The organism is Turneriella parva DSM 21527, assembly GCF_000266885.1.
Lineage (GTDB): Bacteria > Spirochaetota > Leptospiria > Turneriellales > Turneriellaceae > Turneriella > Turneriella parva.
This window is the reverse complement of sequence record NC_018020.1, coordinates 1,174,821-1,186,845: the sequence shown is the minus strand read 5'-3', so window position 1 is coordinate 1,186,845 and position 12,025 is coordinate 1,174,821. Positions and strand designations below refer to the sequence as shown.

Below are 12,025 nucleotides of genomic sequence, written 5' to 3'. Positions count from 1 at the left end.
CGCCAACGGCGAAAGTATTACGTATTTAAACCGACGCCAGTTTTGCGGTTTTCAGCGTCACTTTCTTGCGACCGATAAACTCAACGCGGCGGCGGTCGACGTCGCGCACGATGTCGAGAAAATCGAGCAGCTTCGACATCACGAGCACGCCTCGCATCAGCGAAACATCTTCTGAGAACTTGCCCCGCGAGATTTCGTCTTTGAGGTTCAGGTCTGTCACCGAATTGATCGCGCGAATGAAGTATTCGTCTTTGTCGAGACCGTGGTGAATGTAAACCGGCAGTACGTTCGAATACTTAATTGCGTTCTCGGCCGCTTCGGTCACAGAGATGACCACCTCGTCGCGGTGCGAGGCAATCATGCCTTTGCTATCGCAGAAGTTTTGCACGCGCGATCTGATATATTGCAGCGGTGAAAGGTTTAGCTCATTGGCCACGAAAAAAGCCTCTTCGTTATCGTTGTGAAACACCCAGTCGCTTTGGTTGCGCCAGCGCAATTCGCTGTAGGGTAAAATGACCTCTGTCGCGCCGGCGTCGAACAGGCGAATCACTTCTTTCTGCAAAAGATCGTCGGTCAGCTGCACGGTTTCATGCTCGCGTATGGGGTTAACCTGTTTGTCGAGCGACGCCTGGTACTCGGCCAGATTTGCCGGCAGGGGCTGCGCCGCGAGCTTGCGGTACATTTCAACCCATTGCTTCAGATTTTCGGCGCTGCCGTGAATGCCGGCAATCAGAACAGTTTCGAGGATACCCCGATGCATCTGCCGCTAAGTTACGCATGGTAGCTTGCGGTCAACCAAAAAAGAATGCCTGTAAAGCGACCGTGCCCTCACGCACAAACTCGATTCTGATTGACAGTCGTCGGCGATAGATGGTTTCTTTTGCCAGAATGCGCCTCGCTTCAGTGCTTGTCTTGCTGATCTCGGCCAGTTTGCACGCCGCACCGACCGTGAAGCGGTTATTGGTCTTGAACCCTGTGAACGAAGGTGCGCAGGCTGATCTTGCCTATATCGGCCCATCGCTTGCCGAAGCCATACGCACGACACTCGCCGAAAGCTATTTCTTTATACATCCCCCTGAAGAGGCGATTCTAGATACGCAGGCGGGCAACCTCATTCAAGACGAAGACATGCACACGAAATCGGCGGCGCTGCAGATGGGCGAATGGCTGAGGCAAGACCTGGTTTTGAACGGGCGCTATTCGGTCACGAATGGCCGATTGCGACTCAACCTCAATCTCTATGAAATTGAAACCGGGCGCATACTCGTGAATTTCAAATCCGAAGCCCCTCTGTCGGCCAAAATGTTCGATGCATTCAACAAAATTGCCGCAGACCTTGGCGCGAAAATGTCAGAGGCTCTGCCCTCGCAGCAGACACTCGCGGCAAGCGGCGGGTGGTATTTTGACCCTGAAAAGGGTAAGCGCACGATTCTATTCTCGGCCGGCATGCGGGCTGCGGGTTTTGCTCCCGAGACGGGCAATCTTTCGGGTTCGACTACTGTTTCGGGTGCAGAATTTGCGCACTTCAACGCAGAATTCACTTACCAACGACACCAGATTCCCGAACTGCTAGCTCGCCGCAGCAAGCTGCCCGTCTTCGTTCAGTTTGGCCTGAACATGGGTTATGCGCGACGCACATATACTCGTAACGGTAGCGACGTACCGACACGGCTCATAACCGGCGAAGCCGTGCCGTCTCTCGGCTATGCGTTCAATTTCGGCACGCTGCGTCTCGAACCCTTTGCAGGGTTCGGTTTCGGCTATTCGAACTTTTTGTTTGACTACTCTGCGCTCGGCCGCAAGCCCGTCGACACGAACGCTGCACAGAGCGTTTCGGAGCAAACACTCGAACAGTTCTACTTTCTTTCGCAGGCCGGTGCGAACATCAAATGGATGCTGCACCCGCGCTGGGCTGTGGTGTTTATACCTTCGGCGACGGTGTTTCATTTCGCGGGCGGTGCGCAGGCAGAGGTGAATGCTCGATTGGGCGCGGGTATAGAGTCGGGCTTGGTTGAAAAAACGGCGACGGCGGCATCGATTGATTTGAGTTCAATCGATAATACGATCGGCTCAGCTGAAATTCTTCTCGAGTTCACCGTCAAAGAGAACGGATCTAAAGATGGTTATCCTCTGCAGATAAAAGAACTTCGATTTACCAATATTGGTACGGGAGATGCAGCAGATTTTCGCTTCATTCTCGAAGGCCCGGGAAGCAATAACACGGTGGGTTTTTCGGTCGGACAAACTGTATACTTCAAAGATTTCGGTGACATTATTGTGCCCGATGGCGAAACCACCGGCCGGACATACCAGGTGAAAGCGCACGTGCGTAGCAACATTCAGGGTAGCACTGCAGATAACCAGACGGTTCTACTCAAAACAACACCCCTAACAGATTTTGACGTTGTGGAAACTTCATCAAATCTGCTGGCTTCAAACAATTCATTTCAGCAAAATGCAGGTTCACCCATGACCGTCATTGCTACCCATTTGCGGGGTGGAGGGACCTTTCAGTTTGCGTCGGTGCCTCGCAATTCTGACTTTCCGGGAACACAGTCCATCTATGCGCAGGATAACAACCAAAGAGTAGACAAAGACTTCAATTTTGTGATACAAATTGTGCCCAGGGCTGGTGCACTTTGCGTCTCGGCAGTTACAGGAAACCTCTCGACTACTGACGGCACTCTCAATAAGGCGGCGGTACAGGGTGTCGCATCGTGGACAGATCTGAAGCATGATACCATTGAAACGGTGAAGGTCTATGCAACAGCCCCGACAGCGACGCCGGCTCTATTGCAGAACGAATGCACGACTAGCTTTGATGTGACGGGGCCATGAAAATCGTCATACCCGGTGGAACAGGCCAACTCGGGCAGGTGTTGCGCGCAGACTTTGAGCGCACGGGCGATGAGGTGGTGGTACTGACGCGCAAACCTAAGGCACCCGGTGAAATCTATTGGGATGCAAAAACGCAAGGTGATTGGGTGAGCGCGCTCGACGGCGCCGATGTGGTCATCAATCTTGCAGGCAGAACAGTCAATTGCCGCTATACGAAAGAAAATCTGCAGCAGATGATGGATTCGCGCGTCGATTCGACGCGCGCCGTGGGTTACGCGATTCAGTACGTTAGAAATCCCCCCAAGATATGGCTGCAAATGAGCACTGCAACCATTTACAGGCATACGTTGGGCGAAGCAAACGATGAAGCAACGGGGGTGATCGGCGGCAATGAACCGGGTGTGCCATCTTATTGGGCGTACAGCGTTGAGATCGCCAAAAACTGGGAGGCTGAGCAGGCCCGTGCGGTCGTGCCGAAAACGCGCAAGGTGGCGATGCGCACGGCGATGGTGATGGCGCCGCGTGGCGCCTCGAGCGAAAAGGGTGTGTTCGAGGTGCTCTTGAACATGACGCGCTTTGGCCTTGGCGGTGCGATTGGCGGTGGCCGGCAATACGTTTCATGGATTCACTACAGAGATTTTTGCCGCGCGGTGCGCTTCGTAATTGAAAATGAAAAGCTCTCGGGTGCGATCAATTTTACCTCCCCTGCGCCGCTGCCGCAAGCTGAGTTCATGCGCCTGCTGCGCCGCGCTGCGCGGGTGCCCATCGGGTTGCCGGCAACCAAATGGATGGCCGAGATCGGCGCATGGGTGCTGCGCACCGACACCGAGCTGCTGCTGAAGAGCCGCCGCGTAGTGCCGGGCCGGCTGCTCGATGCGGGGTTTAACTTCGATTTTCGCGATTGGGCAGAGGCTGCCCAAGACCTGATTCGCCCTATCTAAAAATAGACGAACTCTAAACTCATGACTATATTCAAAAGAGAGAGCCATGAAAAAGCCGGCAGACATAGCAAAGTTTCTGAAAGACCGTGGCCTGAGGGTGTCGCTGCAGAAGCTCGAAATCGCGCGCCACGTGCTCGGTGTGCACCGGCATTTTACGGCCGAAGAGATCTTTAAAGAAGTGAACGCCGAGTTTACGCGTGTCTCGCGGGCTACGGTGTTCAATGTGCTGAATTTGTTCGTCGAGCATGGTCTTTTGAAAACGGTGCGGGCACGCAGCGATGTGCTGCTCTACGACTCGAATACCGAAGAGCACGACCATGTCGTTATCGCCGAGACCGGCAAAATTTTTGATGTGCAGCTGCCTGAAAAAGAGAAGCAGTCGCTGTTAAAGTCAGTCTGGGCAAAAAATCCCCATCTGCCGAAACGCGCTACTGCTTCAGTCGTGGTGCACGTTTAAGCGCTTGCACACCTGAGCGGCCGCACGGGTTTAAGCCGCAATGTTTCACCGCGGCGTGCTTTTACCTGATTCGTGGGCACGCACCCTGTGGGATCTACTGCTCTTCTTTGCAACTCTCTCTCTGGCAATTCTCGGGCCCCTTGAGCTTGTCTATTCGCTCAAAGAAAATTTCTTTTTCTGGTATTCGGGTCTGTTTCTGACCGTCTTCTTTTTGATCGATCTGGTGCTGCATTTCAACACCGCCTATTTTGACCGCGGTGAAATCGTCACCGACCGGGCGGCAATTCGGCGCCACTACCTCAAGACATGGTTCATCATCGATCTGCTGTCGATAGTGCCCTTTGAATTATTATCGGTGTCGCTACCGGTGCACCTCTTCGGTCTGCATTTCGATCTCGCCCCTGCGCTGCGTCTCTTGCGACTCGTGCGCCTGCTGCACCTGAAAGAGTTGGTCAATCGCTGGCGCCATGCGGATTTTTTTAATCCCAGTGTTATACGCCTGGGTATACTTCTGCTGTGGATACTCATGGTTGCGCACTGGGCAGCCTGCGGCTGGATAGTACTCGGCAACATTCGCCCCGACTATTCGGCACCTGAAAATTATCTGCGCGCCTTTTATTGGGTGATCACCACCTTTGCAACCATCGGCTATGGCGACATCACGCCGCTGAATGTGCCGCAAATCGCGTATACCATCGTGATCGAAATTATCGGCGTGGGCATGTTCGGCTACATGATCGGTAACATTGCAAGCCTGCTGGCCAACCTCGACATTGCGCGCTCGAAGTACCAGGAAAAAATCAACCGCCTCAACCTGTTTCTTGAGTACCGGGACATTCCCATTGCACTGCGGCAGAAGCTGCGCCATTACTACCGTTACATGTGGGAAAGCCGGCGCGGCTACGACGAAAACCTCATTCTGAAAGATTTACCCAGCGCGCTGCAGAAAGAGCTGGCGATGCACATTCATGCCGATGTCATCGAGAAGGTGCCCATCTTCAAGGGAGCTTCAGACGCTTTTATCAAAGAGATAGTCATGAAACTGACACCCGCGATGTTTACCCCGGGAGACTTTATCTTTCGTGAAGGGGAAATTGGCCATAACATGTACTTCATCAGCCGCGGCAGCGTCGAAGTGCTGTCTGAGAGGACTAACCAGGTTTATGCGACCATCGGCGAGGGTGGTTACTTCGGCGAAATCGCATTATTGCTCGCGCAACCTCGCAATGCCTCGGTGCGTGCTGTCGAATACTGTGACCTGTACACGCTCGACAAAGACAGCTTCCAGGTAGTGCTCGGCGAATTTCCGCAATTTGCCGCGCAGGTGAAAAAGATGGCGCGCGAAAGAATGCACAGACCAAAGCCCAGGCGCCGCAAACGCAGTTGACCCGTGAATAGGTTCTGTACCGTCTGCTACATGAGTACAGACCAAAAAGCACTGCGCACAGTATGAATGTAGATTTTGTCTGTAAACGGGTTTATGCCCGGCGTAGCCGGCGGGGTTTGGTCATTGAGCATGAGACAGAAAGATAAGTTGAACAATAGACCAGCCACGGTGGTCAATCTGGTATTGAGCTTACTCGTCTTGTTGTTCTTTGCCGGGGCTGCCTTGCTGCATTATTACTCCACCGCATTCTTGTATGCAGTCATCACCAACGAGGCATCTGCAGAACTTGCACACCGGGTACGCTGGACAATATTCGCGGTCGCTTCGGGAGCGTTCACGCTGTTTGTTCTCTGGTGGCGCTTCTTCGGTCGCGACCGCCATAACAAAGTTCTGAATTTTTTGTTTTTGATTCCGGTAATCGCCCTTTTGGTCTTCTCAAACTGGGGTATCACGATTCTGCTCTATGCTTCTCTTATCGTGACGCTCTACTTAACGCAGATGCCAGTGTTGGAGTTCTCAGACCGTTTTCGGGCGCCGGGCGGTAAATGGAGTAAAGCGTACCACCAGGTATCACTGTGGCGGGCGATCGCCCTGCTGTTGAGTCTGGTTGCCGGCTTCTGGTTTGTCCACGGCACACGGCAGTGGGCGTACCGCACTGAGCAACTGGACGAAATAAATAGAAAAGGAATCATCGCAGATCTGAATTCTGTTCAACCGTTACTCGATTCCTCGCACCCCGAATATGTGCGGATCTCGGGTGCAGGGATGCGCCTGCAGTTTGTGACCCGACACACTATCGGCTCAGGTGATGATGCGTATACGCTCGAATATGCGGCATTGACTGATCGCGAGCTCGATTATGGCGCGATACAGACCTGGCCTTTGTGGGTCTATCTTCCTTCGCAGTATCCAAAAGAAAGATTTCCGATGATCTTTCAGGTTTCCCGGTGCATTGTTGGTAAATCATGCAAGGGTGGCTTCGTGCAGATGGTTGACGCAGCGGTGAAGCAGCATTTTCCGCAGGCAGCGGCCCCACGTGCGCCAAGCCAGGCGCAATTGCGTCGCGGGCAAGAACTCGTTGAACTTTCCCCTGAACTAGAGCTCTCTTACTCGCGGGACGAATGGTGGCAGAAAATTCAGTTCAGATTGTATCTGCTCGTCACTTTGCAGCTGGTGTATTCTCTATCACATTGGCTCTGCCAGCGGCAGATATTCAGGCAGCTGCAATCATAGAGAATTCTTCCGATCAAACGCCTTCTTCGTACCCGTCGTGCCCTGCATCGACAGCGGGTCTTCGGGCCAGAAGTGTTTGGGGTACTGGCCACGCATCTCTTTGCGTATGTCGGCATAGGTGGATTTCCAAAGTTCTGGCAGGTTTTTTGTGACTGCAATCGGCTGCCGACCTGGCGAGAGTAACTCGAACGTAACCGCTAATTTTCCGCCTGCCAGCATCGGCTGTGTCGCGAGACCAAAAACTTCCTGAATGCGCACGGCGACGATTGCCTTGCCGTCTTCGTAGCGAATGCGGTGCGCCGAACCGCTGGGCACGACCAGCCTGGCCGGTAAGTTATCTTCGAGCAACTTTTGTTGTTGGTAGCTTAAGCGCGCCAGCAGTGCTTCGGCTATCTTGTTATCGCTCACATCGGCGAGCGTCCGGGCACCTGCAATAAACGGTGCCAACCATAGGTCGAGCGTGCCCTGCAAGAGCTCGGGCGAGCTTTCAGGCAAATCAGCTCCAAAGGAGCGCATGAGTTCAATGCGCGCAATGAGTGAGCGTGACTCGTCACCCAGAAAGCCCCAGAAGTCACCTTCGCGTAATTTCTGCAAAACGAGCTTTTCGGCAAATCCCTCGGGCAGCGCTGTCTCTTTTTCGACAAGCACAATCGCCCCGAGGCAGGCCTGCTCATACGCGCGCGGCTTGCCCGCAACTTCACGTATTTCGTTACGCTTTTCGATCGCAGCTGCAAAATGCTCCATGACCTGCTCGCGTGAAACAGAAAGTCCCAGGCGCAGCTTCGCATTTTTTTCCGCACCGCTAACATCGACCGCAACGATGAACTCCGATTCGGCGAGCCAGTCTCCCTTTTCTGTGTAAACACCACGACCGTTGCGCATGAGAAATGATCCCTGATCGCGTCGCATAGCGACGCGATCAGGGTATGCAAAAAGTAGTGCATTTGCGACACTCTGGCCCCAAGGGCCAGAGTGTCGCAATTGCTTAAAAACCCGCGCGATTGCTTCCAATCCCCTTCGATCTGCCCCCGCAGGTACCTCGCCGGTTTCGATGAACCTTTGCAGCGATTGAAAACGAATTTCGAGATCGGTCGCCATCGCCCCGGTAACACGCATCGCATCGCGTTCAGAGAGCATCGCTGCCAGGAGAGCTGTATCTTCAGAAGGTGAGGCGGCGAGCATCGTGGCGAGGCGGGGATGTAGAGGCAGTGCAGAGGCGCTTTTGCCGAGTGTGGTGAGTTTGCCTGCTCTGTCGATGAGGCCGAGGTCGCTGAGCAGACGCTCCGCCTGCGCGAGCATCGCGGTCGATGGCATGTCGGGCAGCATAAGTGACTTCAGCGGCGAACCAAAAGCGAGTGTGCGCAGGCTGGCTTCGGCGAGGTCGGTGCGCAGAATTTCAGGTGCGCGCGTTTTGGGGCGGCGGCGAAAGTCGGCTTCGGTGTACATGCGGTAGCAGGTGCCGGGCCCGAGACGGCCCGCACGGCCGGCGCGCTGCACGGCAGAGTCTTGCGTGATGGGTACTGTCTCGAGATAAGACAGACCCGTGCCAGGGTCGAGAGCCGGCTGCCTGACGAGGCCGCTGTCGATGACGACGGTTAATCCCTCTAATGTCAGGCTCGATTCGGCAATCGGGGTTGCGACGATGATGCGGCGTTCGTTCGGCTTTGGCGGCTCGAGCACCCGGTCTTGTTCTTGCGCTGTGAGTTCGCCATAAAGGGGCAGGACAACGGTATTTTTCAGGCTACGGTCTTCGATGAATTCGGTGGCCGCAAATATTTCGGCAGTACCCGGCAAGAAGAGAAGAAAATCCCCCTCATGCTTTGCATGCACTTCGATTGCTTTGCGCGCACACGCATGCGCCATTGCCCTGTTACCCGAATCGAGCTGCTCGTTGTGGTACTTCACTTCGACCGGGTAGTTGGTGCCGGCCGATGCCACAATCGGTATGTGGGTAGGATTTTCTTCACTGCCGAAAGCTTTGCCCAAAAAACCGGCAATCGCCGTGGTGTCGATCGTGGCGGACATCACGAGAATTCTGAGATCATCGCGAAAAACCTTCTGGCTCTCGAGCGTGAGCGCGAGCGCGAGATCGGTTTCGACATGGCGCTCGTGAAACTCGTCGAAGATCACGAGGCCCACACCCTCGAGTTCAGGGTCGTTCACAATACGCCGCGCGAGAATACCTTCGGTGACCACCTCGAGCCGGGTCGCTGCGCTGACCTGGCTGTCGAAGCGCACCGAATAGCCCACCGTCTTGCCGGTTTTTTCACCGAGGTGGTGCGCGAGGCGCGAGGCAGCAGCACGCGCGGCCACGCGGCGTGGTTCGAGCATGATGATCTTTTTGCCTGTGAGCCAGGGTTCATGCAAGAGCTGCAGCGGCAGCCAGGTGGTTTTGCCCGAGCCGGTGTCGGCGGTGAGAATCGCTGCCGGTGAAGAGTTAAGTGCGGCTTTCAGGCCGGGGAGGGCACTGGCGACAGGTAGTGCGGCCACGGCAGAAGAAATTCAGGAACTCTTGAAACTGGCTTTCGCAGCATCGACGCTATCGTAAACGCTCATTTGAGAAAGAGTTTCGGTGATATTCAGCGACTTGCGCACACTGGCAGAGATTTTGGCGAGCCTGAGTGCGCCGCCCGCTTCAGAGAACAGCGTTGTCTCTTGCAGCAAGAAGCCGATGGTGATAGAATCAATACCCGGCACCCTGCCCATGTCGATGATGACTTTTGTCTGACCCGATTCACGCAGCTGCAACAGCATCGCGCGCAGTTCGCCGAGGTTATAGAGGCCCATGTCGCCCACGGGTTGCAATACCGTTAGGGCCTGATCGGTATGTCGGTTGATCTGCATGTTCTATTGTCGGTCAGAAATGGCCGGCAGCGGGCATTTTTGCCCACGGCCTGAGGAAACTCTGGCGATTTGAGACAGGCTGTCGACCCCGATGGCAGAAGGTGGCCTGCTGACGTTCAGTTGTAATCTTCACCCTTTACAGAAGACTATCTGCCTCTTTGCGCGCGGCTGCTGTTTTGAGCGTTAAGAGCAGCTTCTCTGGAGTAATCGGTTTTGTGAGGTAACCTGCCATGCCCGCCGCCTCACACTCGCGCCGGTCTTCGGTAGTGGCGCTCGCAGTGAGTCCGACTATATAGGTTTCTCTCGCAGAATCAAGGCCCATGATCGCACGCGTTGCCGAGAGCCCGTCGAGGCGCGGCATACGAATATCCATGAATACCAGGTCGTAGTCTTGCCTTTTTATGCATTCAATCGCCTCGACGCCGTCGCCCGCAAAATCGCAACCGTAGCCGAACTTGGCAAGCATCGCCTGAATTACCATCTGGTTTACCGGATTATCTTCGACAACGAGCACCCTCAGCGGTATGTTCTTTGCGAGATCGGCATCAAAGATTGCAGGCAAATCTGACGCCGATTGTTTGGGTTTTTGAAAGAGGTCGCGCAATACTGAGTATAACCTGGCTGGTTTTAGCGGTTTGGTTAAAATGCTGTCGAACGCGCCGTCGGGTGATCTTTCGAAAGTTGTCGAGCTGATGAGCACGAGCGGCGCGGCGACGCCCAACTCGCGCAGCTCTCGTGAGAGTTCGACACCGTCCATTTCGGGCATGCGTAGGTCGAGCAGGTAGACATCAAACTTTTCGGCGTTGCGCACGCGCGCCAGAGCGTCTTTCGGTCGCAGTTCGCTGACACAGCGCATGCCCCATTTGCGCACATAACTTTCGACGATGCGCAGGTTTGTTGGGTTATCGTCGACCGCCAAGGCAGACAGACCCTGCAGTTCTTTCGAGTCGTTCAGGTGGTAGGGTATTGGTAGCTGCGCTGCTTCGGCTTCGATCGTTACACGAAACGTCGTGCCCACGCCCGGTGTTGATTCGAACGTCACGTTGCCCCACATCGCCTGCGCCAAGCGGCGACTGATCACAAGACCGAGGCCCGTTCCATCGTGCAGGCGTGTGATCGACGCATCAGCCTGGCTGAACGGGACAAATAGCCGCGATTCGACCTCTTTCGCGATGCCGGGTCCAGTGTCGCGCACGTCGATGATGAGACGGTACCGCTTGTCTTTAATGAGCTCAGATGCAACGGTAACCGCAACTTCACCCGATACCGTAAACTTCACGGCATTCGAAAGCAGGTTTACCAGAATCTGGCGAACGCGACCGGCATCGCCGAAGAAGTTTTCAGGCGTATCGTCGCCGTAGGCATAACTCAGATCGAGACCCTTCTGGTCGGCTTTGCCAGAAACCATGTCGAGCGCCTCTTCGACGCAGTTGCGCAGCGAAAACGGGTAGCGCTCAATCTCCATGCGGCCGGCTTCGATCTTGGCAAAATCGAGAATGTCATTGATGAGGTGCAGCAGGTGTTCGCTCGAGCCACGCAAAATGCCGACGAACTCTCGCTGTTCGCTATTGAGCGGCGAATCGAGAATGAGGCTCGTCATACCAATTATCGCATTCATAGGAGTGCGAATTTCATGCGACATGCTCGCCAGAAATTCAGACTTCACTCTGGCTTCACGTTCTGCGACTTCTTTGTCGATGCGCAGATTTGCCGATTCACTCTCTGCATTCAGCAGCATCAGCGAGCGCAGTTCAAAGGTATCACGAATGCGCAAGAATAAGATCGCGAGCGCCAGCAGGGCCACGAAGCCGCCTGCAACGTCGAGCCATGCCATGATGTGTGGGGGAAATCCTGAATGCCAGCCTAGATTGCGAACTATCAGCGCATTGACCCCGGTTAAAATCGCGAGGGCTGCAAAAACGCGCGGCACGTTGCCTGAGGTGAAGTGTAACGCAAATGCAAATGGAATAAAGCTCGCGATGACGCATGTTGTCGATTGTTCTGGCAACACGTATACGATGATCCAGAGGGTGACGAGTATAGAAGAATTAAAGATGACCACGCCCGCACTGAGGCGGCCTGCCCTGACGAAGCGCACGCCCCACTCATAGCCGAAGCCCGCTGCCAGAGTGACTGCAGAGATAATATAAAGCACATTGCTGCCCAGGTAAGAAGCCGCAGCGCCAAAGACGAGCGCATAGACGACCGTCATGTAGGTACAAAACCGCATCACCGCCTGCGCTTTGGTGGCGTCAGCGGCGTTTGCCACGGCGTGGTTAATTCGGTGGGTAATGTTTGTCTGCATCGGTTTGAAGCCGATACTGA

General features: G+C 54.7%; 9 protein-coding genes. 5 read left to right on the top strand and 4 right to left on the bottom strand.

The features are described 5' to 3' along the window. Positions 1-25 precede the first annotated feature (25 nt). The gene (locus tag TURPA_RS05625) at positions 26-760 is read right to left on the bottom strand and encodes an ATP-binding protein (protein ID WP_014802322.1); all 735 of its coding nucleotides are present in this window, start codon (positions 758-760) and stop codon (positions 26-28) included. A 128-nt stretch (positions 761-888) separates the two neighbouring features. Here TURPA_RS05625 and TURPA_RS05620 point away from each other — a divergent pair, with 128 nt between their 5' ends. From TURPA_RS05620 to TURPA_RS05600, 5 genes are all read left to right on the top strand, one after another. Then, positions 889-2,838: a hypothetical protein gene (locus TURPA_RS05620; RefSeq protein ID WP_014802321.1), complete on the top strand. Its 1,950-nt coding sequence runs from the start codon at positions 889-891 to the stop codon at positions 2,836-2,838. After that, positions 2,835-3,779, top strand: a complete 945-nt coding sequence (locus TURPA_RS05615) for a TIGR01777 family oxidoreductase (protein WP_014802320.1) — start codon at positions 2,835-2,837, stop codon at positions 3,777-3,779. The genes TURPA_RS05620 and TURPA_RS05615 overlap by 4 nt, the downstream gene beginning before the upstream one ends. Before the next feature lie 46 nt (positions 3,780-3,825). Further along, positions 3,826-4,236 carry a Fur family transcriptional regulator gene (locus TURPA_RS05610; RefSeq protein WP_014802319.1) on the top strand — a complete coding sequence of 137 codons (411 nt, stop codon included), beginning with the start codon at positions 3,826-3,828 and terminating at the stop codon, positions 4,234-4,236. Between the two features lie 40 nt (positions 4,237-4,276). Continuing rightward, positions 4,277-5,623: an ion transporter gene (locus tag TURPA_RS05605; RefSeq protein ID WP_014802318.1), complete on the top strand. Its 1,347-nt coding sequence runs from the start codon at positions 4,277-4,279 to the stop codon at positions 5,621-5,623. 129 nt (positions 5,624-5,752) lie between these two features. Then, positions 5,753-6,856, top strand: coding sequence for a hypothetical protein (locus TURPA_RS05600; protein WP_041948331.1), 1,104 nt, complete (start codon positions 5,753-5,755; stop codon positions 6,854-6,856). On the opposite strand, the gene hrpB is transcribed toward TURPA_RS05600, so the two are convergent. The 3 genes from hrpB to TURPA_RS05585 all read right to left on the bottom strand — a co-directional run bounded on the left by hrpB (position 6,851) and on the right by TURPA_RS05585 (position 12,005). Then, positions 6,851-9,346: an ATP-dependent helicase HrpB gene (gene hrpB / locus TURPA_RS05595; protein ID WP_014802316.1), complete on the bottom strand. Its 2,496-nt coding sequence runs from the start codon at positions 9,344-9,346 to the stop codon at positions 6,851-6,853. The two genes, TURPA_RS05600 and hrpB, sit on opposite strands and share 6 nt — an antisense overlap. Before the next feature lie 12 nt (positions 9,347-9,358). Further along, on the bottom strand, positions 9,359-9,700 hold the full coding sequence (locus TURPA_RS05590; protein WP_014802315.1) for an STAS domain-containing protein: 342 nt from the start codon (positions 9,698-9,700) through the stop codon (positions 9,359-9,361). A gap of 136 nt (positions 9,701-9,836) precedes the next feature. Beyond that, positions 9,837-12,005 carry a response regulator gene (locus TURPA_RS05585; RefSeq protein ID WP_014802314.1) on the bottom strand — a complete coding sequence of 723 codons (2,169 nt, stop codon included), beginning with the start codon at positions 12,003-12,005 and terminating at the stop codon, positions 9,837-9,839. Positions 12,006-12,025 lie beyond the last annotated feature (20 nt).